Here is a 20,562-nt window from a genome sequence, read left to right on the forward strand (position 1 = left end):
ATTTTCAACATTCGGACCAACAAAGCAGGATTTTTCAAAATCTATAGCGAATACTCTTTATGAATTTGAAATTCGACTATCTTTGATTAGGAAGAGGGATTCCCCATTGTTGAAAAAAAAGATATCGATGTTCGGACTCAGTCTCGCGATTTTATTCTCCTGTCTTTTCCTTAACGGATGTTCTCCCAAACCCTTTTTAACACAAGACGGAACATATGTAATCTTGACTGTTTCCCCTTCAGGAATGACCCAATCAGAGCTGGTAGAATTACCTTGGAACACGAATATGGCGGTACTGCAAAAATTCCTCTTAGAGGCATCATTTGTCCTGAGCGATTTACACACTCCCAGTTCATTGGAAACATCTACAGAGACCCCAGTCAAAGCAACGAGGATACAAGCTAATTTCCCTCAGCCAAAGCGCATGAAATTTGTAGTAGACAACAAAGTACTTACAATAGATGTACAGTCTATACAAATAGAGGTAGAAGGGGCAAATGTGGGGCAAGTTATCCTCAATCAGACAATTATATTACAGGGGATTGAAAATCCCAACCTTCATCCAGCTTTTCAGGAGTTAACAGATGCGTTGCATAAAGTGGAATAGAAAGTTGCATTAATGCAACTTTTCTTTTTGTACTGTAACACTGAAATTGAATAACACTAAACCTGGCGCTAATGCACAAAAGGCTTGGCGACTACCCCAAGCTTTCTTTTTAAGGAGTCTATTACAACTTTAAAAAGCAGTTCAGCTTGAAAGCCCATAATTGGATAAAGACAGCTTAACTAGAGACACTATGTTGCATTAGAAACCTATAACTCAGGACTAAAATCTTAACTCTTGTTTTGCTTGACTATCATAGCTAAATTTAAAAATTTTGCAATGTGCGATAGGGGAAAAAAATTTATGATTTTTTTGCTGGATAATCATGATTCCTTTACTTATAACCTTTACCAATACTTCGGCGAACTTGGTGAGGATGTCGTAGTCAAACGTCGAGATGCGTGCACTCTTAAAGATATCGAAGAGTTGCATCCCGACCTGATTGTGATATCACCTGGTCCTTGTACACCCGATGAAGCTCCCCTATCCATATCTGTTATAGAACACTTTAAAGGTCAAATCCCAATTTTAGGGGTATGTCTCGGACATCAAGCTATAGGACAATTTTTTGGAGGAAAGGTTATCCGTGCCAAGCAACCAATTCATGGGAAAACAATGCCCATTCGACATGATCAACACGGAGTCTTCCAAGAACTTGTTAATCCTTTGGAAGTAACACGTTATCATTCTTTGATAATCGAGCGTTCTACCCTTCCTGAAGAACTTATAATTACCGCAGAAACAGCTGATGGTGAAATAATGGGTATTCGCCATACTGAACTGCCGATAGAAGGCATTCAATTTCATCCTGAAGCGATCTTAACTCAGTCTGGTCATCAATTATTAAAAAACGCCCTTCAAAATGCCAAGTTATGGCAGTACAATAATTCCCCCTCACAATGGGTGGTTCAGCCACTCTCTTTGTCAATTCCCCCTTATCTCTTATTCCAAGCATTTAAAGAAGAGCCCTCCCCTTTTTTCCTGGATAGCGGAAATGATTACAAAGAACTCGGCCAGTATTCATATATGGGGTCATCCCCTTTTTTAGAAGCCACAGCCTATCCAGATCAACTCGAGCTAATTTGGCCCTACCTTTCAAAGCAAGACTTAACCCCTCTTCAACGATCTGAATGTCTAAACTTTCTTGATGATATAAATCGTAAATACCGTGTGCCTAATTCTCCTTTTCCCTTTTCCGGTGGGGCCGTTGGATTTTTAAGTTATGACCTAAAAAATGAAATTGAACATCTTGTAAAGTATGCTAAAGATGACATGAACTTACCGCTGTGGCGTTTTGCCTGGTATGATGGAATTGTTATTTATGATCATGATCAGTGTAAATATTGGATTGCAGCCTGTGGTATTGAAGAAGACGGAAGATGTCGTGCTGAATTAGCTCTTACTCGAATCCAACGCTTGGAACAAAAATTAAATACATTTGCCAGAGAACAAGCCCAGCAAAAAACATTTGACTCATTAGAAACTCAAACCCATTCTAAAATCGAACCAAGTGTCACCAGAGAACAATATTTAGCAGATTTACAGCGTGTAATTAACTATATCTACGCAGGTGATATTTACCAGGCCAATCTCACCCAACGCTTCTACATGAATTGGGAAGGAGATGCCTGGAATCTCTACTCACAACTTCATCAACAAAATCCTGCTCCCTTTGCTGCCTTTCTGCCTTACTCAGATTTTCAAGTTCTTTGCAGCTCTCCTGAACGGTTTATACGAATTAAACCGGAAGGACAAATAGAGACTCGTCCGATTAAAGGTACCCGTCCGCGTGAAGACTCACATTCGGCTGATCAACAACAAGCTGTTGAGCTTCAAAACAGTCCCAAAGATCGTGCGGAATTAACTATGATTATTGATTTAGAGCGCAACGATATCGGGCGTATTTGCAAGTTTGGAACGGTTAAAGTTCCTAATTTGATTAGGCTGGAAAAATATCCAACAGTCTGGCATCTTGTCTCGACTATTACCGGACAATTGTTGCCAGAGTTAAAACCAAGTGAGATTTTAAAGGCAGTTTTCCCCGGGGGGTCAATCACCGGTGCTCCAAAAATCAGAGCTATGGAGATTATCGAAGAGTTAGAGCCGCATACTCGCGGGCTTTATACTGGAAGCATAGGTTATATGGGCTTTGATGGTGCCTGGGACTTTAATATTGTTATACGCACCATCTTATTAAAAGATGGAAAGGCCTTTATCCATGCTGGAGGAGGGATTGTCGCAGACTCCAGACCCGAGGCTGAATACACTGAGACTCTCGATAAAGCTAAAGCACTTTTTAGGGTCTTGAAAGGAAGTTTACATGATTCCCGATGAGACGATTTTAACTAATGACCGTTTGGTTTTATTTGGATTTGGACTTTTCGAAACTCTTCTTATCACAGATCGCGGGCCATTATTTGCTGATCTGCATTGGCAACGTATGAACAAGGGAGCTCAGATACTCGGCCTCAGGTTGCCAGATAAACGAGAATGGTTACGACTTATCCAAGGGTTCATCCAACAAACTTTGGAAACCTTCCCATATGCCCTGAGGATCACTCTAAGCGGCGGATCACCCTTGACCCGTCATCCTGCCCAACTTCTATTTCACAAACGTTCAATACCATACACACACGAACAGTATACCTCTGGGATACAGCTTAACTTGTTGCCATACCCTAGGAATGAACAATCTCCTTTGTGCTCTATTAAATCAACAAATTATCTGGAAAATATTTTGGCAAAAGAAGAGGCTTGTCGCCAGGGGTGTGAGGAAGGTTTATGGCTTAATACCCAAGGATTTCTTGCTGAAGGGACAATGAGCAATCTCTTTTTTCTGAAAGATGGAACTCTCTTTACTCCTTCACTTTCTAGTGGGTGTTTACCTGGAACTCGCCGTCAAGTTATTCTCAATTTAGCTCGCTCTCAACAAATCTCTGTACAAGAAGGCTTATACGCCTTATCTGACCTCTTATCGTCTGATGAAATCTTTATGACAAACTCCTTAATGGGTATAATGCCAGTTCGTAAAGTTAACGCCTCTTCCTTTCCGGTGTCTCCACTAGGCTCCCTAGATTCAGGAATGAGATGCCTTGAAACTGCGTACAAGAATTTTGTTAAGATATCTGGCTATTTTTTTGATACATAATTCTAAATACAAGAGAGGTGCCCAGTTATAATTTTACCCTGGCACCTCTCTTATATTTTTGTTAAATCTTTATCAGTATTTTTCTTCGAGAACCTCAAACATTTGTGGCGATGCTTGTTTAAATGCCTTATTTTCTCCAACAGTATCTGCCCAATTTTCATAAGCAGAACGATTTTCCCACTTCGAAAAAAGCATTATATCTCTTGTGTTTTCCTGTTTATTGACGGATGCAAATTTAAATCCCTCTATATCTTCAAGGGATTGTATCCCGGTTCGAACTTCGCCTAAAATTCGATCTGAGTCCGGACCGTTGAACGTATGAATAACTGTCAGCATAATATACCCCCCATTATCCTTTATATAGTTAGCTTTTTCAGTTTGTCCTAAACTTACTTAACACATACGTCAAATCTCGTGAACTTTCAATCAACACTTAGCATAATTTAAGATAGGGCATAAATGGTCGACGCAGTTAAAAATGCCCATCGTTTTATCATTCATTTCATGCTATACTAAACCTGATATGTCAGGAATCTCTGGAATTATCAGAGGGGGATTAAGATGAAGCTGAGTTACATACGAACCGATTTTCCTAACGGCCGTACCCACATATTAATGCGTGATTCTGAATCTACGAATCCTGAACTGGTACATTTTTTACTGGTTTTGAGCAACAATGGAACACTTTGGGTAGATGTTTTTTGGCCTTATGATGAGGAGTCTGAAGGCTTTACCCGTAGAATCTCTGAACAACAGTTCTGGCAGTTCTTCCGCGAATGGAGATTACAAGGAATGATTTTAGGAGACAATAGTAAAGTAGCCAATATGTTGGCACGGAAACGTTTATCAAAGAAACAACGCGAAAAGGATGCTCTGTCAAATTAATGAGTTAAGTATAAAAAGCGGCAATTTGCCGCTTTTTTATTATATATCAAATATTATTGTAAAGTCCTTCCCTCAGATTTTGTAATTGTTTCAGATGATCATGTTCATCTGAGAATATTGGATTAAGCACCTCTTTCTCCGCACTGTTTAGGTACTGTTCAGAATACTGAACAGCTCTAGCCAATCCTTTATCTTCACCATCATAGAGACGTTCCAACATTTCTGTTGGCGCTGCCTCCCTTAAATTAGTCAGACGGGTTTTCCAGTCTGCCACAATACCCACCAATCCTGCACCTTCCTTAACCTGCCCCCCATTGGTTTGGATGTAATATGCGATACGGCTTGCATGCTCTTTATGATCTGTAAGAATAGCAGTAAGATGGTTACGCAACGGACTGTCAGTCAGTGTGTCAATATATGCTTGATATTGTCTGATCGCCATATGTTCGCCCTTAAGGATCTTATTCAGCGCTTCAAATGATGTCTTCATAGAGAACCTCCTGCATCCTTATTTTCCTTATTTCGATAGTTTGCGGAAGCGTTCTATGAATTATGTATGGTTAATTACGATCCAGATGAGGTTTTGGCATTTTCCAAGCGATAAATAAACGCTAGTAACTCTGCGACTGCACGATAAAGTTGAGGCGGTATTTCCTTAGTCAGCTCCACTTGCATTAAGGCTTCAACAAGTACCGCATTCTTTTGAATAGGGATTCCCTCTGTTTCAGCGGCTTCAATAATTTTCCGAGCCACTTCTCCAACCCCTTTAGCCACTAGCCGAGGTGCCCCAGCTTGATCATATATTAAGGCTGTTGCCTTCTCTTCCTTCTTAATCTGCTTCTTGTCATTGTTTTCACTCTTATCTTTCACCTCGAAATATCAACTCCAGTACGGCGAGATCCTTGAAGGAAATGTTTAAATTCAAGATTTTGATCAAGTTCTCCCAGTTCAACTCTCTCTAGGTGAAATCCCAGCTTTGCAAACCTTTCCCTTGTTTCAGGAACAACTGCTTCAAGGAGATCTGGCAAGAATTGTAAACCGTTACTTAAAACACGGCATGTGAATGAATTCTCATTAAAAAAAGCATCAATCCCTATCTCTCCGAGCTCCTGAGTTTCAACTAAGACAGCAATTCTACAGTGTTGTTCATCCATTTTTAGTCCCTTTCGCGCACTTTCAATGGCTATCTGGACAGGAACAAACTGCTCTTTATTTAAGAGTGGAATATGGAGCATCATATAAGCACTGTCCATAGTTCCAGTTTTAAACCACAGTTGTTGACCGGTTATCTTCTGAAGTAATTGTAGCAGAGGACTATCAGAATCAGACATGTCCTCACTTGTTGGACTTTGGATTATTTTAAGGAGCATTCCTTTGAAGGTCTCCTGTAGCCTTTGTTTCTCGATTCCCCTGGCAGGATAATCTAATTTCATCATTTGCTGTATCCGTTGTTCATAATTAAGACCAAGTTTTTTCAAACTTGACAATAGTTCTTCCATTCCATTATCTTCTGAAAAACTGTTCCATTGGGGGATTGCTCTTTTTAAGTTGGTTAATAATTCATCAGTTATTGAAGTCCCTTGCATACTCCCAAACAACGAACGAAATAACCCCATATCTGATGTCTGAAATGATTTTATCAGAGCAATAATTTCTTGGTTATTGGGAAGTCCCCTCTCTATGATCTGTTGTAATTGTTGAGGGGCTGAAGAAATATCTTTCGATTTCCCAAGGATGGGCTCACGTATCAGCAGTAAGCCGCCCTCATTTAAATTTCCTACTTTAACCCAAAACTTCTCTCCCGCCTGAGTAGAAGTTTCTAAAAGAGCGTGCATATTTTGTCCTTTTACTCGAACAGTCCCTTCCCCGTTATTGAGTTTTTGCACGACTTCCACCAATAGACGCTCTCCAAGCTGAAATTTATTAAGAAGGGATGCACTAATGGAACTAGGTGCTGATGATATGTTGCTTACTTCCATACTTATACACCTCTCGTATGCTGAACAGCTTATATAGCCATAAGTTACTAATATTTTCAGCCTGGCAAGACATCCGTCTTAAGCTGTAAAATTCACGATTTTCTTTTACCCTTTGCGTTAAGATTTTCAATCTTAACGGTTTCCAGTGATTTTTTAAACTGTTTCAATGCCTTCAGTGTAGAACTGTCCAATCGGTCAGCAACATTCAGCGCATCATCATCTTTAAAATAAGACGGTACAGCTTTACTTTGAGAGGGCTTTTGCTTTTTCGATTGGCGCCTTGGCATGGAAGGTTTGTACTCTAATTTAACCGCTGGTTTTGAGGAGATCTTTGATATCTTCTTTTTAGTTTCGTGGGAGTCATTTGGCGATATGTTTTCAGCAATTGCTGGTGATAAATCGGGCGGAAACTCCTTATTAACCCATTCCTGAACACGTTCAGGGTGTTTAGTTACTACAAAGGCTTCTTGGATGGATCCATTACTTTTAAGCAATAGCTTACATCCCGTTTGAGTTTCATATTTGTAAACAATGCCTCTTTCTGAGGACCGATTAACATCTATAACACCAGGAATGATGTCTGTCACTTCCGCTAAACGGCTTAAACTTTCTAACCAGAGTAAAGCATTTTGAATAATACCGTGTTCACGTTTGACCTTATTCCTGCGATGTTTCATGATTTCCTCCGGATTTAGAAATAAAGATGTTTGGCTTGGACCTGCCCTTGCAGAATATCCATCAGTCCAAAAGAAAAGTATTGCTCGCGTCTTTTATCCGTTGGAGAACCCGGGTTAAACAAAAGGATACCGTTTCTCCATTCCAAATATGGAGAATGACTATGTCCAAAAACAATGATATTAACTGCAGAATCTGCAAATGAAGAATAGGCACGATCCGGGGTATTTTTCCCCTTTCCGGTATTGCCGTGAATTAAGCCAATATTTAATGTCCCGCATTCAATTATATCATGATCGGGCAACGAAACATCCCAACCATCACAATTTCCTCTAACCGCTCGAACAGGGGCAATACAAGAAAGTTCCTCTAACAACCCCATATGTGTTAAATCACCAGCATGCAAAATCATATCAACTTGAGATAAGTGTTCCCAAACAAAACTAGGGAGAGACTTTCCTTTGCGTAAATGGGTATCTGACAATACTGCGATGTGCATCTTAACCACCTCTTGGTTCTAACTCTATTGAGGACGTACGGTCTTAATCACATTGTAATAGGTATCCCTCTCAACGGCCTCTAGTCCTAGTTCGTGAATCATGCTAATTAACTGCAATTCGCTTTGCATTTGTGGACTTGTGGCACCAGCCGTATGATAAATTTTCTCTTCCCGAACAACCCCATCAAGATCATTAGCACCGAATGAAAGCGCCATTTGGGCCACTTGAGGACTTGAAGAAACCCAATAGGCCTTAATATAACGAAAGTTATCCAATATTAAGCGAGCAACTGCGATTACTTTTAAGGTGCGAATTGCACTGGCTTGAGGCAGATCTTCAAATTTTGTATTTTTGGGATGAAAGGCCGTAGGGATCAAGGCCTTAAATCCCATTGTTTCATCTTGCAAATCCCGTAACGCTAAGAGATGATCAATCAGTTCTTCATCTGTCTCAATAATACCATAAAGTACGTTGGCATTAGAAGGAATGCCGAGCTGATGTGCAAGATGATGGATCTCTAACCACCGCTGACCGCTTAGTTTTCCGGGACAAATAATTTCTCGTACTCTTGGACTGAAATTTTCTGCTCCCCCGCCCGTTATAAAGCTCAGACCGGCGTCCTTTAATGTTTTAAGAATTTCTATTACAGGCACATTCTCAATCTGAGCAAAGAAATCATATTCTGCCGCCGTGAAAGCTTTTAAGCTAACTTGAGGAGCACGTTCTTTTATCTTTCGGATCATGTCCAGATAATACGAAAAAGGAAGATCCGGATGTATTCCCCCTACAATATGAAGTTCGGTAACTCCTTGCTCTGCGAATTGTCCTGCTTTATTGACAACTTCTTCGATTGACATTGTATAAGATCCCTTTTCACCAGGGTCTTTTGCAAAGGCACAAAGTCCACACCGCACCTTACATACATTACTATAGTTAATATGAGCATTATTGTTATAAAAAACTTGATCACCAGTCATAGCGCGTTTCCGCTCATTCGCCAGGTGACCAAGACCAAGTATATTTGTCGTTTGTAAGAGTTCTAAACCGTCTTCTCTGTTTAGTCTTTGTTCCTTAACTATTTTTGTATATACCTTTTCTAACCCTTTTAATACTGGATTAAATTCCACTATGGACCCTTCTTTCCTGAAATTGTTACTTATTCTTATTATAACATAATTCCTGAAATTCGAGAAAAGATATAGAAAGGATGTCGAATTAAATAAAAAAAAGACTGTAAATACTTTTACAGTCAGGCTAATGTTTAATGATAATATTTCATTGCTTTGCGTTGGCGCTTGATAGCTTTGCGGACTTCGTTGGCCACGCGCCAGGTCTCAGGTTGATCTGGAGTTATAAGTTCCAACCGTCCAGATCGTTTGTCAATTAATATATCAACTGTCGGTTTCCTGCCCTGTGTTTTCTCTTCTCCAGGGTGTAAGATATCGATTCCTATTTTATTTTCATCATATTGTGGCGGAACGAGGTAGTTTAATACTTCTTCGGTGGCATCCATTAATTCTACAACTTGTTCTTGAGGATATCCTTCCTTTAGCAGAATCTCTCGCACATGTGTTAAAGGATGGTCCAGAGTGAGTAGCATCTGGGCGCGTTGTACCAAATTATAATCAATGTCCATGATGCACCTCTTTTTCAGTTATTTTTACGATACTTACATTTTCCCCTTAACCTTGGTAATGAATACTGATACATCTTAGCGGAAATGGCTATATTCACCATGCTTCCAAAAACTTATTCAGGAGGTATTAAATGTCAAAGTTGCTTTCTCTTCCTTTTTTAATAGCAGCAATTTCAGGGGTTGCTATGGCTGTTCAGGGCACCATAAACTCATCGTTAAGTCAAAAGACATCCTTACTTTCGGCGACACTCGTTGTCCATATCATTGGCACCATTGTCTCTCTAGGTGCTGTTCTCTTGTGGAGAGCACCATTCTTAAACCATAATTGGAGTTCAACTCCTTGGTATCTATATCTGGGCGGTGTTCTAAGTGTCATCATAGTCGGACTTGTTGCAGTGAGCATCCCAAAAGTGGGTGTGTGTAATGCCACCACAGCGATTATCATTGGCCAAGTCAGTACGGCTGTACTAATCGACCATTTCGGTTTGCTAGGTGTGAGCAGATTGCCATGGAGTCCATGGCAACTGCTGGGGATTGGCTTCTTCGCCGTAGGAGCCAAGTTGCTCTTCCGTTAATAATTTCTATGTATTATTACGATTTACGATTAAAGCCATATTAGTAATAATGGCGTATATCTCTTGACTTACATTATACTTGCTTATTTTGCCGTTTGAAGATAATATCATCGTAATTTTTCCGGCAGCATTTACATCACTTTCTATTAAGCTAAGTAAATAGGTGTAGGTATTGCTGCTTACTGACAACTGCTTGAATTCTCCGTCAGCGACAAAGATAACCCAATAACCTATAGAAACTTCGTTATTACTATTATTGTACAGTGAATTAGACACACTGGAAAAATCTTGCCCCAAGAAGTTCTGATCTGTCAAATCAGAATTTGTATTAATTGAATTATTTAGAGTATATTGATCGTTAAGAGTACTAGTTTGCGTAACAGGGTCCGCCAGATGGGAGTAGATATCTTTAAAAAAGCTTGGAAAAAGAACGTAACCCACAACTCCAATAATCAATATCCATAAAGCAAGGGCTTGTAAATCCCGCCATATTTCATTGCGCGGTGGTCGTCCCCAAGTATTAGACATACCTTTCCCCTCCATCTGTACTTGTACTTCAGGTCTGCTATGACACCCGCAATCTCATTACATATATACGTATGTCAGAGCAAAGATATGATTAATAAACTTGCATCTCATAATACCACCCTCTAAAATAAGAATTGAGGTGGGGAATATGAATCTTCTTCGACAAAAATTGACCTTGTTGCCAGAAAAACCAGGGGTCTATTTGATGAAAGATAATCAGGGGCAAATTATATATGTCGGTAAGGCAAAAATACTCAAAAACCGAGTTAAATCTTATTTCACAGGATCACATGATGGTAAAACCGCCCGATTAGTTAGTCAAGTTGCTGATTTTGAATATATCACGACAGATTCCGAAGTTGAGGCCCTTGTTTTAGAATGTAATTTGATTAAAAAGTATAACCCCAAATATAATGTTCTCTTGCGTGATGATAAGACTTATCCCTACCTAACAATTACTGAGGAAAGTCATCCACGGGTCCTTGTGACCAGACAAATAAAAAAAGACAAATCTAAATACTATGGTCCTTACCCCAATTCAACAGCCGCTAAGGAAGCTGCACGTTTGCTTAATCGATTGTTTCCTTTTCGAAAATGTCGTCAGATCCCCTCTCAGCCTTGCCTATATTACCACTTAGCGCAATGCCTGGCCCCTTGTATTGATGACATTTCTCCCGATGTGTATTCAGGAATGCGAAAAGAGGTCTCCACATTTCTAAAGGGTGATCAAAGCGAAATTCTCGCTCTCTTAAATGGAAAAATGCTTAAAGCTTCAGAAGCGCTTCAATTCGAACGGGCCAAAGAATATCGGGACCTAATTAACGATTTAAAGCAATTAGGAGAAAAGCAAAACATCACGCTCAATGACTTTATTGATCGCGATGTTTTAGGATATGCTATAACGACAGACCAGATGTGCATTCAAGTTTTTTATTTGCGTCAGGGCAAATTGTTAGCTCGAGACAGCTTTATTTTCCCCTATTACGAGGATCCGGAAGATGCCTTCATTTCCTTTGTCGCTCAGTTCTATATTGAACGCAAAGTATGGCCCAAAGAAATTTTGCTCCCATCTATTGAATCTCTGGTCTTATCTAGACTATTTCCCATCGTTATCCCCCAAAAAGGGAAGAAACGAGAGTTAATCCAAATGGCAATGACGAATGCACAGACCACCCTTCACGACTCAATTACTATTGAAGTTAAGCAGCAAAATGAAACAGGGCAGGCTTTAGCAACACTTGGAGAAGTCTTAAGCATCCCAGCCCCCAGCAGAATCGAGGCCTTTGACATTTCAAACATTGCGGGAACTCATAACGTTGCCGGTATGGTACAATTCGTCGAAGGTAAACCTCAACGCAGGGGGTACCGTAAATTTAAAATTCAACCCATGGAAACATTGGACGATACTGCTGCCATGAATCAGGTAGTTATGCGCAGATATTCAAGGTTAGTATCAGAGAACGATCCTCTTCCAGATTTAATCCTAGTCGATGGAGGGAAAGGACAAATAAGCGCTGCTTTAAAGGCATTAAAAGAATTAAACTTAACCATTCCCGTTGCTGGCATGGTTAAAAACGACCGGCATCAAACTCATGGACTTCTAGATCAGTCGGGGGGCCAAGTCCCATTAACTAAAAATCATCCCACGTTTTTTTTACTAGGCAGAATTCAAGATGAAGTCCATCGCTTTGCAATTACCTTCCATCGCCAACAACGAACCAAAAATATGACCTTCTCTGCACTAGACAGCATCCCAGGTATTGGCCCTAAACGCAAGCAGCAACTGTTACGTCATTTTCCATCTCTGGATGAGATTCAGAGTGCCAGCCTTGAAGAGCTTCAAGCAGCCGGAATTCCACAAAATGCAGCTGCCACAATCTATGAACATTTTCGCGACACAAAGCCTGTCGAATAGAAGGGAGAATTCGTCCAGTGATCCTAAATTACCGAGTTGAAGTATGTCGCAAATGTTACTTTAAACGAACTCATAAATGCTCAATTACGGATTATTATATTCAGAATTCGTCGTTTGCTTTTGCTAAACCAGGTGGGGAATGCGTTAAATTCAAACCTATCCCCTGGTTACCACAACTTTAGAACAATTTTTGAAAGTAATAATACAAAAAGGTCCAGCAAGAACTCAAATTCTTGCTGGACCTTTTTGTACTGTCCTAGTTTCCCTTAACAGGTAAACTAGTTGACTCGACGTGCCCCCAGATAACGGCTTGAATAATAACCATCACTAAGGCTTGTTGTACGCACACCACTGTTGGACGCATGTACGAAATTTCCACCGCCGATATAAATGCCAACATGGGACGGTCCCTTTGCATACGTCGTGAAGAATACCAAATCACCCGTTTGCAGTTGATCTTTCTTTATAGATGACCCCACATTAAATTGCTCTTGAGATGTCCTTGGCAAGGATATGCCTGAACCCTTGAAAACATACTGAGTGTATCCCGAACAATCAAAGCCACTCTTGCTAGTTCCTCCAAAGACATAAGGTACACCTTTTAGACTTAGAGCATTACTCACAAGAGTAGGGCTACTGGATCTAGATACCTGTTGTTTAGGCGGTTCTGTTGCCACTTCAACTTTTCCTTGCACTGCGGCTACAACTTGAACAGGTTCTGGCACTTTTTTAGCAGTCTGTACCTTTATTGTTTGTAAATCATTGCTTGGTTGAGTTGTTTTCTCAGCAACAGCAACTGCTACTGGCTCGCTCGGTATAGATACAGATTCTTCAGGTATGGAAGCACTTTCCACACTGACATTGGTGATCGGGCTTGCGACCCATTGCATTTGCTTGCGTACTGTCTGCGTATAACTTTCTGCCGATAAACTATCAGCAACGAGCAACGAGGGCTTCATAGGAGCACGACTTATCGTCGTACTGGGTTGAGCTGACGTTAAAGTAGGAAGGCTGCTTGCTAAAAGCAGGCCTGACAAAGCAACGCTTCCCAACCACTTACACGTAGAAGAGGAAACCGCCAAGAAAAAATCCACCTTTCTTAGCTTGCGAGGTTAGTTGACGGATTCGGGCAGCAGGTGTAAGCCCTACACGTGAATCGTCCACGTGATTCACCCCAATAATAATCCCCCGCTCCAAAGTACAGGATTTGGATTCAGCTTTTACTATAATTAATACTATTCGAGACAAACCTAAAATGTCCTGCAAAATTCCTAAGGGAAAAAATTCCTCTCTGCGGAAAAATATCTATTCCAGTTATTATATGTTGAATTAATCTAAGACCTCAATCAGATAAAGATAAAGATAAAGGGGTTAGTCTATCCAGCAGACGATAAAAATGCCTGTAATCACTATATGAATGGTCTCACTCAAATCCCTACAACAGTGTATCCCAATTCAAATCTGCCATCCAACCAATGTTTACCTAAGAAGGCTATTTTTGGGTACATCGGCCAAGAAGTATATTTTCCTTAAGTAAAAATGTAGACACAAAGAAAAAAGACCTCATTAGAGGCCCTTTAACTTTATGAATATTTTGCAACAAATTTCGATTTAGTTAGTAAGGCTTATAATTGGTGCAGGAATCCGACCTCCGCGATGCACAAACAATTTTGAAGAATAGGGATGTACGGCTATAACAGGTGCTCCTCCCAAAAGTCCTCCAAATTCTACTCGGTCGCCAGCTTTTTTACCAATCGCAGGAATCACTCGCACTGCGGTAGTTTTCTTATTAATCATCCCTATGGCCGCCTCATCTGCTATGATGGCCGAAACCGTTTCTGCGCTGACGTCACCCGGCAACGCAATCATATCCAAACCGACTGAACAGACACAGGTCATTGCTTCCAACTTATCCAGGGTCAAAGCCCCTTCTTCAACAGCCCTTACCATTCCTGCATCCTCCGAAACAGGTATAAAAGCGCCGCTTAACCCTCCAACATGAGACGAGGCCATCGCTCCCCCTTTTTTAACTGCATCATTGAGCAGAGCTAAGGCTGCGGTGGTTCCATGGGTTCCACATCGTTCAAGACCCATATTCTCAAGTATTTCTGCTACACTGTCCCCAATTGCGGGAGTAGGGGCTAAGGAAAGATCTATAATTCCAAACGGAACATCTAAAGCCTTTGATGCCGCACGCGCTATTAACTCTCCCATACGGGTAATTTTGAAGGCAGTTTGTTTTATCAAATTTGACAGTTCACTAAAATCTGCCTCAGGATATTTTTTTACAACCTTTGCGACAACCCCTGGGCCACTGACACCAACGTTAATAACTGTATCTGGTTCGCCTACACCATGGAAAGCACCCGCCATGAAAGGGTTATCTTCTGGGGCATTACAAAATACCACCAACTTAGCGGCCGCAATCCCGTCATTGTCTGCAGTGAGTTGAGCAGACTTTAGAATTACATTGCCCATTTTAAGCACCGCATCCATGTTAATTCCAGCTTTTGTTGTTCCGATATTCACTGAAGAACAGACAAATTCCGTCTCACTAAGTGCTTGTGGTATAGCATCTATAAGTGCCAAATCTCCTGAAGTAAACCCTTTTTGAACTAGTGCAGAAAAACCGCCTACGAAATTAATTCCAATCTCACGGGCAGCCCGGTTCAATGTCTTAGCAATCCGTACCATTTCATCTACATTCATTTGGGCTGCTGCGATCGCTATGGGGGTAACAGAAACCCGTTTATTTATAATGGGAATCCCATAACGTGCCGAGATTTGCTCGCCAACTTCAACTAATCTCCCTGCATTTTTGGTAATCTTATCATAGATTTTCTTTTCCATCTTGCCAATATCATCGGAGCTGCAATCAAGCAGACTAATTCCCATTGTAATAGTCCGAATATCAAGGTTTTCCTTATGGATCATATTAATTGTTTGTTGTATTTCTTCTCGTGCGAATGTGATTGTCATGACTTACCTCCACTATTCACTTAACTCCATCTGTCTGATTTTACACTACTAATTAGATACGGTGCATAAACTTAAAAACATCTTCGTGTTGAACCTTTACCTGTAACCCTTTGTTGTCTCCCTCTTGTTCCAAGGTGCTTGCTAATACGTCAAGCTTTAATGTAGATGGCTCTAAGTCGACGACCATGATCATTGTGAAAAATTCATTTAATATTGTCTGACTAATATCTAGAATATTTACGTGATATTCAGCAAGACGCCCGGAGACCCAAGCAATAATTCCAATCTGATCACGCCCTATTACGGTTATAATTGCATGGTTAGATTCTTCTCGTGGCATAGTCATGGTTCTTCCTCCCTTTATCGGCAATGTATCTATTATGGGGATTAGACTAACATATTTACCTAGTATACTCAAGCCCCATTCAAGTTTTATGTTTATTAATGTATAACTGAAAATGACTAAAACCGTAAGTTTTGACTAAATATAGATTCGAATTGAGATAAATGGTTCTTTTAAGGTACTAAAAAAGAGAGCTCACCGAGCTCTCTTTTACCGAACAATTACGAACAGCTTCCACCGCAACTATCTCCACAACCACCACCGGACTTCGCCGTTCGAATTTCGAATCCACCACCATTGTTAGATTCAATAAAATCGACGACTGCCCCTTCTAAGTGGGTGGTAAGTTTTTTATCCGTTAGAATAGAAACACCATGCTCAACATCAAGAACATCTTCATCCGTTTTTGACTCTTCCAGAGTCATGCCGAAATTCGGCCCACCTCAGCCAATACCTACAAGATAAAGGCGAAGAAATGCATTTTCTTTATTTTGATTCTTAAGCACTTCTTTAACTTTCTGGGCAGCTATTTCAGTAATATTAACCATTATCTTCACTCCTTTTTGATCCAATTAATTCTTAATATACCATACTTCTAGTTTTTTTTAAAGTATCGCATAAATATAACTCTTATTGATTATTATACTTCTTTGCCGTCTCCATTTGGTTCAAAATCTTTCCAAAGACGACGCACTTCAACTTCAATACTCGCCGGAAGATCCTGGGATAATTCTTGCCATTGTCTTAGTTCCCCTTGAATCGTTTGTACCCAATTTTGCTCTTTTGGCCAGACAATAAAGGTTTTCGGTTCTGGAACTAATAAAGTTCGAACGAGTCCCATAAAAACAAGGAGAGTTAACAGTCGCCAAAACCAACGCATTATTTTGATTCATCCTTTCAAGCTTTATATAGTGTCAGCTTGTCCAGAATTAGATAATTTAAGTCTTTCGGCACGTAATTGTTGCCAAAATCCTTCCATATAAAGAAATAATGGATCAAAATATGCTTTAGCAGACTGTGTGAACAAGTGATCTCTGTAGCTGCAGATTCTATCATGGTAAAATTTCTCACAGGAGTTTTCTCCTACTAAAGTCCACCCTTGGACTCCAGCCCAAGTAAACAAACGTCCCAACCCAATTGCACCTACAAAATCTAATTTATCAGCATCATACAGAATCTTGGCTTCAAGGGTCTTCGGTTCATGCCCCGCCTCCCGGGAATGAGAAATAATTGCTTCTTTAACTTGTTTGACTATCCCCTCAGAATAACCGTTTTTTTGCAAAATATTTACAGCTAACCCAGCACTGCTTTCTGCGTGAGTTTTTTCCACTGCACCAGAACGACCAATATCATGGAGAAGTGCAGCCAATTCAATGACAATTATATCTGCGCCTTCTTCCAGAGCCAGTTTTCTGCCCCACTCTCTAACTCTTAAAGCATGTTCTAAATCATGGGCACGATCTTTCCGAGCGTAGAATCCTTGCGCAACTTGAATAATCTGTTGCAAGGCATCTTGTGATAAAACATAAGTCATTTTTATAACCCCCATTCCAGAGGATGAACACCATTTACACTTGATGGAAAGGTACAATACTTTAAAATTATCTTATTCCGCGATTCTTGCCTTGTCAAGTTTTCCAATTATGGAAATTAGCAATTATATTTCTCAACTTAAGTCTATAGGGATATTAATTATATATCTCTGTAATTATGCTATAATTAGCGAAGAATCCAGTTGGATCTATTCATATGCTCAAAGGAGTGCTTATGCGCAAACGATCATCATCAAAAATTATCATTTCACTTGGAATAGTCCTGGTTATTGCTATAACAGTTTTCTATACTTTACAAAGTAATTCCACGTTTTCCTTTACATCTGAATTTGAACAAACCCTATCCCCAACTGAACCAGAAGAAATACCTGCCGCGCCTGAGAAAAGCCTTGATTCTTCATCTGAACCTCAAGATAAGGAGCTCTCCCGAACCTCAGCTCTGCTCTCAGTCCATATATCAGATTCCCAAGCACTTATTCTCTACGAACAGGGGCTTAAGCTTTATTACCAACGCCAATTCCCTGAAGCACTTGATCTTTTCAATCAGGCCTTACAAATTGATGATCATTGTTATGAAGCACTAAATGCCAAAGGAGCTGCTCTCGCTTTTCAGGGACACCATAATCAAGGGCTTGCCCTTATTAAGCAAGCCCTTGATTTAAATCCTTCGTTTGTCTATGCACATTTTAATCAAGGACTGGCCTATGAACTGGCAGATCGCTGGGATGAATCAATCGCATCCTATCAAAAGGCTCTGCAACTAGACGATCAAGATACATGGAGCTATTATGGCATTGCCAGCATTTACGGTCGTCAAGGTAATGTTGACAAAGTCCTGGAATATCTGAAACTTGCGATCGCTCTTGATACCGATGTCAAGGAAGTCGCCCGTAATGAACAGGACTTTCTCCCCGTTCGTAGTGATCCTCGCTTTCAAACCTTGGTCAAACCCTAATTTACTTTAGGAGTTTCTCCAATTGATCTACAAGTTCCGCAAAAACCTGAAGAGCATTCCCTACAGGTGCAGGGGTCTCCATATCCACGCCCGCTTTTCGCAGTAATTCGATTGGATAATCCGAACTTCCACCGCTTAAGAACTCTAAATACCGAGTCACGGCCGGTTGACCCTCCTCCAATATCGCCCGTGCAAAGGCAATTGCCGCCGAGAAACCTGTTGCATATTTATATACATAAAAAGCGTTATAAAAATGAGGTATACGTGCCCATTCTAAGGCAATTTCCGGATCAAGGACGACATCCTTTCCATAATAGACTGAATTTAAATCACGATACATTTCAGAGAGATTATCCGCGGTTAAGGCACCGCCTTGCTCAACAACTAAGTGAACTTTTTTTTCAAATTCCGCAAACATAGTTTGTCTGAAGATAGTACCTCGGAATTGCTCCAGATAATGGTTCACTAAATATGCCAGAATTTTAGGGTCTGTTGTTTTTTTCAAGAGATGTTCCATAATTAATGATTCATTCAACGTCGATGCAACCTCAGCGACAAAGATTTTATATCCAGCGTAAAGATGAGGTTGTTTCCGATTAGATAAATAAGTATGTAATGAATGTCCCATCTCATGAGCAAGGGTAAACATAGAATCAAGTGTATCTTGATGATTTAGTAACACATATGGATGCGCACGATATGTACCCCAAGAATATGCTCCACTCGTTTTCCCTTCATTTTCATAAACATCAATCCAACTCTTTGAAAATCCTTCTTCAAGAATACTGATATACTCTTCCCCTAAAGGCCTTAATCCTTCAATGACCATATTTTTTGCTTCTTCATAGGTTATCTTCATGTTCGTTTCTGGGACGATGGGGACATAAATATCATACATATGTAATTCACTAAGCTTCAAGGCTTTTTTGCGCAATTGAATATATCTGTGCATATGAGGCAAAAACTCATGAACTGTATTAATCAAGGAATCATAAACATTTAAAGGAACGAGGTCATCATCTAAAGAAGCTTGAAGGGCTGAGGGGTAGTGTCTGGCTTTAGCAAAAAAGACGTCTGACTTTATGCTGGAGTTCAAGGTAGCTGCCCAGGTATTTCTTTGCTTCTCATACGTACCATAGAGCGTCTTGAAAGCAGCCTTGCGCACTTCCTGCTTTTGACTTTCCATAAACTGAATAAAATTACCTTTTGTTAATTCGATCTCTTGGCCAGATTCATCCATAATATTCGGAAATTTAAGGTCCGCATTATTAGCCATAGAAAAGATAGCCCCCGGGGCCTCTGCCAATTCACCAACTTCAGCTAATAATCTTTCTTCAGCCGAACTAAGAATATGTTCTTTCTTGCGAAGAATATCATCCAGCGCATGATTATAAAGTTCCATTTTTGTGGACGTTGCGCGGAATTCTTTCAGTTTCCCTTCTGGCATGGCCAACAATTCAGGAACTACGAAAGATGCCGCACTGCTTACCTTAACGGCGAGAGCACCCGCTCGATCTGTTAAAGCCTGATAGTTAGCAATTCTATTGTCCTCATCACGCCTCATACGCGCGTATGCATATACTTCTTCTATACGAAGACTTAAATCATCCATCCACTCAAAACACGAGATTAACATATCCGCATTATCGGCTAAATGCCCTTCAAATTTCTTTCCTTCTTCCAATAGTTTTTCGACATGAGAATACTCTGCCTCCCACTGATTATTATCGGAAAAAACGTCTTCCAAATGCCACTTATTAGCTTCTGGAATTTCTGCTCTAGTCTTTAGTTTTTGCTGATCCACGAATATTTACCCCCCCGTAATAATTACCTATCTTTTATTATATACATCCTGCTTGTAAATTACTATTTCTTACAAACTTTATAAGTAATAGGTGTACTCCTATAAAGATTATAACCAAGATACCTATAAACATAGCGAAACAGACAGCGTACGTACCACTGCCTGCTTCACCTTGTCCACTATCCCCTTGGAAGGTTCCCCAACCTTCCAAGATATATTTTACTCGATCACTGCAACCTATGCAAGTGTGTGATTCTTCTCTTTCGACTATAAACTTGCCGTTAATCTCTATCTGTATTATGATAGTAGAAATATATTCAATATTCATCAAGTATTTACATAATCGACACAGAAATTTCTTAACGCCTTGAAGGCGGGCCGTAAAATTCCGACTCGTTCCTAAACGGGATGGGACGGATTTTTTTATACATTCCGAGAAGGCCTTTCCCGCCGACTATGGCTCCAGGGACGCTCGGCCTTCCT

General features: G+C 40.3%; 23 protein-coding genes and 1 riboswitch. Of the genes, 7 read left to right on the top strand and 16 right to left on the bottom strand.

What is annotated here, in order from left to right:
* The first annotated feature begins 106 nt into the window (after window positions 1–106).
* The 3 genes from BUB11_RS08335 (at window position 107) to BUB11_RS08345 (ending at window position 3,752) form a co-directional block, all read left to right on the top strand.
* The gene (locus BUB11_RS08335; protein WP_073029298.1) at window positions 107–607 is read left to right on the top strand and encodes a hypothetical protein; all 501 of its coding nucleotides are present in this window, start codon (window positions 107–109) and stop codon (window positions 605–607) included.
* A 300-nt stretch (window positions 608–907) separates the two neighbouring features.
* Window positions 908–2,938 (top strand): aminodeoxychorismate synthase component I, encoded by a 2,031-nt coding sequence (gene pabB / locus BUB11_RS08340; protein WP_073029299.1) that lies wholly within the window; start codon window positions 908–910, stop codon window positions 2,936–2,938.
* On the top strand, window positions 2,925–3,752 hold the full coding sequence (locus BUB11_RS08345) for an aminotransferase class IV (protein ID WP_073029300.1): 828 nt from the start codon (window positions 2,925–2,927) through the stop codon (window positions 3,750–3,752). Before pabB ends, BUB11_RS08345 begins: the two co-directional genes overlap by 14 nt.
* Before the next feature lie 72 nt (window positions 3,753–3,824).
* On the opposite strand, the gene BUB11_RS08350 is transcribed toward BUB11_RS08345, so the two are convergent.
* Window positions 3,825–4,088: an antibiotic biosynthesis monooxygenase gene (locus BUB11_RS08350; RefSeq protein WP_073029301.1), complete on the bottom strand. Its 264-nt coding sequence runs from the start codon at window positions 4,086–4,088 to the stop codon at window positions 3,825–3,827.
* Window positions 4,089–4,313: 225 nt separating this feature from the next.
* Here BUB11_RS08350 and BUB11_RS08355 point away from each other — a divergent pair, with 225 nt between their 5' ends.
* A complete protein-coding gene (locus BUB11_RS08355) occupies window positions 4,314–4,637 on the top strand; it encodes a hypothetical protein (protein WP_073029302.1) in 324 nt (107 codons plus the stop codon).
* 46 nt (window positions 4,638–4,683) lie between these two features.
* Here the strand turns inward: BUB11_RS08355 and BUB11_RS08360 are convergent, their stop codons facing one another.
* The 7 genes from BUB11_RS08360 to BUB11_RS08390 form a co-directional block, all read right to left on the bottom strand.
* Window positions 4,684–5,127 carry a DUF2383 domain-containing protein gene (locus tag BUB11_RS08360; RefSeq protein ID WP_073029303.1) on the bottom strand — a complete coding sequence of 148 codons (444 nt, stop codon included), beginning with the start codon at window positions 5,125–5,127 and terminating at the stop codon, window positions 4,684–4,686.
* A 74-nt stretch (window positions 5,128–5,201) separates the two neighbouring features.
* Window positions 5,202–5,507, bottom strand: a complete 306-nt coding sequence (locus tag BUB11_RS08365; RefSeq protein ID WP_073029304.1) for an EscU/YscU/HrcU family type III secretion system export apparatus switch protein — start codon at window positions 5,505–5,507, stop codon at window positions 5,202–5,204.
* Complete coding sequence (locus BUB11_RS08370; RefSeq protein ID WP_073029305.1) at window positions 5,504–6,616, bottom strand: hypothetical protein; 1,113 nt, start codon at window positions 6,614–6,616, stop codon at window positions 5,504–5,506. The genes BUB11_RS08365 and BUB11_RS08370 overlap by 4 nt, the downstream gene beginning before the upstream one ends.
* A 92-nt stretch (window positions 6,617–6,708) precedes the next feature.
* Complete coding sequence (locus BUB11_RS08375; RefSeq protein ID WP_073029306.1) at window positions 6,709–7,293, bottom strand: DUF2103 domain-containing protein; 585 nt, start codon at window positions 7,291–7,293, stop codon at window positions 6,709–6,711.
* 14 nt (window positions 7,294–7,307) lie between these two features.
* A complete protein-coding gene (locus tag BUB11_RS08380; RefSeq protein ID WP_073029307.1) occupies window positions 7,308–7,790 on the bottom strand; it encodes a metallophosphoesterase family protein in 483 nt (160 codons plus the stop codon).
* Between the two features lie 24 nt (window positions 7,791–7,814).
* Window positions 7,815–8,918, bottom strand: coding sequence for an aminofutalosine synthase MqnE (mqnE, locus tag BUB11_RS08385; protein ID WP_073029308.1), 1,104 nt, complete (start codon window positions 8,916–8,918; stop codon window positions 7,815–7,817).
* Between the two features lie 134 nt (window positions 8,919–9,052).
* Window positions 9,053–9,427: a hypothetical protein gene (locus tag BUB11_RS08390; protein ID WP_073029309.1), complete on the bottom strand. Its 375-nt coding sequence runs from the start codon at window positions 9,425–9,427 to the stop codon at window positions 9,053–9,055.
* 131 nt (window positions 9,428–9,558) lie between these two features.
* On the opposite strand from BUB11_RS08390, the gene BUB11_RS08395 reads away from it, so the two are divergent.
* Entirely contained in the window at window positions 9,559–10,002 is a 444-nt protein-coding gene (locus tag BUB11_RS08395) for a DMT family transporter (RefSeq protein WP_073029310.1), read from the top strand.
* Window positions 10,003–10,008: 6 nt separating this feature from the next.
* Here BUB11_RS08395 and BUB11_RS08400 read toward each other — a convergent pair whose 3' ends face one another.
* The gene (locus BUB11_RS08400) at window positions 10,009–10,530 is read right to left on the bottom strand and encodes a hypothetical protein (protein WP_073029311.1); all 522 of its coding nucleotides are present in this window, start codon (window positions 10,528–10,530) and stop codon (window positions 10,009–10,011) included.
* A gap of 100 nt (window positions 10,531–10,630) precedes the next feature.
* Between BUB11_RS08400 and uvrC the strand changes: the two genes are divergently transcribed.
* Window positions 10,631–12,445 carry an excinuclease ABC subunit UvrC gene (gene uvrC / locus BUB11_RS08405; protein ID WP_427846303.1) on the top strand — a complete coding sequence of 605 codons (1,815 nt, stop codon included), beginning with the start codon at window positions 10,631–10,633 and terminating at the stop codon, window positions 12,443–12,445.
* Between the two features lie 278 nt (window positions 12,446–12,723).
* On the opposite strand, the gene BUB11_RS08410 is transcribed toward uvrC, so the two are convergent.
* The 6 genes from BUB11_RS08410 to BUB11_RS08435 all read right to left on the bottom strand — a co-directional run bounded on the left by BUB11_RS08410 (window position 12,724) and on the right by BUB11_RS08435 (window position 17,301).
* Window positions 12,724–13,527, bottom strand: a complete 804-nt coding sequence (locus BUB11_RS08410) for a C40 family peptidase (protein WP_073029313.1) — start codon at window positions 13,525–13,527, stop codon at window positions 12,724–12,726.
* 4 nt (window positions 13,528–13,531) lie between these two features.
* Window positions 13,532–13,674: riboswitch (cyclic di-AMP (ydaO/yuaA leader) on the bottom strand.
* Window positions 13,675–14,056: 382 nt separating this feature from the next.
* Complete coding sequence (locus BUB11_RS08415; protein ID WP_073029314.1) at window positions 14,057–15,424, bottom strand: PFL family protein; 1,368 nt, start codon at window positions 15,422–15,424, stop codon at window positions 14,057–14,059.
* Window positions 15,425–15,476: 52 nt separating this feature from the next.
* On the bottom strand, window positions 15,477–15,770 hold the full coding sequence (locus tag BUB11_RS08420; protein WP_073029315.1) for an ACT domain-containing protein: 294 nt from the start codon (window positions 15,768–15,770) through the stop codon (window positions 15,477–15,479).
* A 218-nt stretch (window positions 15,771–15,988) separates the two neighbouring features.
* Window positions 15,989–16,315, bottom strand: a complete 327-nt coding sequence (locus BUB11_RS08425; protein ID WP_084110213.1) for a HesB/IscA family protein — start codon at window positions 16,313–16,315, stop codon at window positions 15,989–15,991.
* Window positions 16,316–16,407: 92 nt separating this feature from the next.
* On the bottom strand, window positions 16,408–16,647 hold the full coding sequence (locus BUB11_RS08430; protein ID WP_073029316.1) for a hypothetical protein: 240 nt from the start codon (window positions 16,645–16,647) through the stop codon (window positions 16,408–16,410).
* A 24-nt stretch (window positions 16,648–16,671) separates the two neighbouring features.
* Complete coding sequence (locus tag BUB11_RS08435; protein WP_073029317.1) at window positions 16,672–17,301, bottom strand: HD domain-containing protein; 630 nt, start codon at window positions 17,299–17,301, stop codon at window positions 16,672–16,674.
* A gap of 215 nt (window positions 17,302–17,516) precedes the next feature.
* Between BUB11_RS08435 and BUB11_RS08440 the strand changes: the two genes are divergently transcribed.
* A complete protein-coding gene (locus BUB11_RS08440) occupies window positions 17,517–18,275 on the top strand; it encodes a tetratricopeptide repeat protein (RefSeq protein WP_242947494.1) in 759 nt (252 codons plus the stop codon).
* Between the two features lies 1 nt (window position 18,276).
* Here BUB11_RS08440 and pepF read toward each other — a convergent pair whose 3' ends face one another.
* Window positions 18,277–20,079, bottom strand: coding sequence for an oligoendopeptidase F (pepF, locus tag BUB11_RS08445; protein ID WP_073029319.1), 1,803 nt, complete (start codon window positions 20,077–20,079; stop codon window positions 18,277–18,279).
* Between the last annotated feature and the right edge of the window lie 483 nt (window positions 20,080–20,562).

Source organism: Desulfosporosinus lacus DSM 15449 (assembly GCF_900129935.1).
In the GTDB taxonomy this organism is placed as follows: domain Bacteria; phylum Bacillota; class Desulfitobacteriia; order Desulfitobacteriales; family Desulfitobacteriaceae; genus Desulfosporosinus; species Desulfosporosinus lacus.

Excerpts from the sequence above, each read along its gene's own strand:
- BUB11_RS08370 (WP_073029305.1), bottom strand. The coding sequence starts at position 6,616 with ATGGAAGTAAGCAACATATCATCAGCACCTAGTTCCATTAGTGCATCC.
- BUB11_RS08435 (WP_073029317.1), bottom strand. The coding sequence starts at position 17,301 with ATGACTTATGTTTTATCACAAGATGCCTTGCAACAGATTATTCAAGTT.
- BUB11_RS08380 (WP_073029307.1), bottom strand. The coding sequence starts at position 7,790 with ATGCACATCGCAGTATTGTCAGATACCCATTTACGCAAAGGAAAGTCT.
- BUB11_RS08390 (WP_073029309.1), bottom strand. The coding sequence starts at position 9,427 with ATGGACATTGATTATAATTTGGTACAACGCGCCCAGATGCTACTCACT.
- BUB11_RS08430 (WP_073029316.1), bottom strand. The coding sequence starts at position 16,647 with ATGCGTTGGTTTTGGCGACTGTTAACTCTCCTTGTTTTTATGGGACTC.
- BUB11_RS08440 (WP_242947494.1), top strand. The coding sequence starts at position 17,517 with ATGCTCAAAGGAGTGCTTATGCGCAAACGATCATCATCAAAAATTATC.
- BUB11_RS08375 (WP_073029306.1), bottom strand. The coding sequence starts at position 7,293 with ATGAAACATCGCAGGAATAAGGTCAAACGTGAACACGGTATTATTCAA.
- BUB11_RS08360 (WP_073029303.1), bottom strand. The coding sequence starts at position 5,127 with ATGAAGACATCATTTGAAGCGCTGAATAAGATCCTTAAGGGCGAACAT.
- BUB11_RS08400 (WP_073029311.1), bottom strand. The coding sequence starts at position 10,530 with ATGTCTAATACTTGGGGACGACCACCGCGCAATGAAATATGGCGGGAT.
- BUB11_RS08395 (WP_073029310.1), top strand. The coding sequence starts at position 9,559 with ATGTCAAAGTTGCTTTCTCTTCCTTTTTTAATAGCAGCAATTTCAGGG.
- BUB11_RS08350 (WP_073029301.1), bottom strand. The coding sequence starts at position 4,088 with ATGCTGACAGTTATTCATACGTTCAACGGTCCGGACTCAGATCGAATT.
- BUB11_RS08355 (WP_073029302.1), top strand. The coding sequence starts at position 4,314 with ATGAAGCTGAGTTACATACGAACCGATTTTCCTAACGGCCGTACCCAC.
- pabB (WP_073029299.1), top strand. The coding sequence starts at position 908 with ATGATTTTTTTGCTGGATAATCATGATTCCTTTACTTATAACCTTTAC.
- BUB11_RS08420 (WP_073029315.1), bottom strand. The coding sequence starts at position 15,770 with ATGACTATGCCACGAGAAGAATCTAACCATGCAATTATAACCGTAATA.
- BUB11_RS08345 (WP_073029300.1), top strand. The coding sequence starts at position 2,925 with ATGATTCCCGATGAGACGATTTTAACTAATGACCGTTTGGTTTTATTT.
- BUB11_RS08415 (WP_073029314.1), bottom strand. The coding sequence starts at position 15,424 with ATGACAATCACATTCGCACGAGAAGAAATACAACAAACAATTAATATG.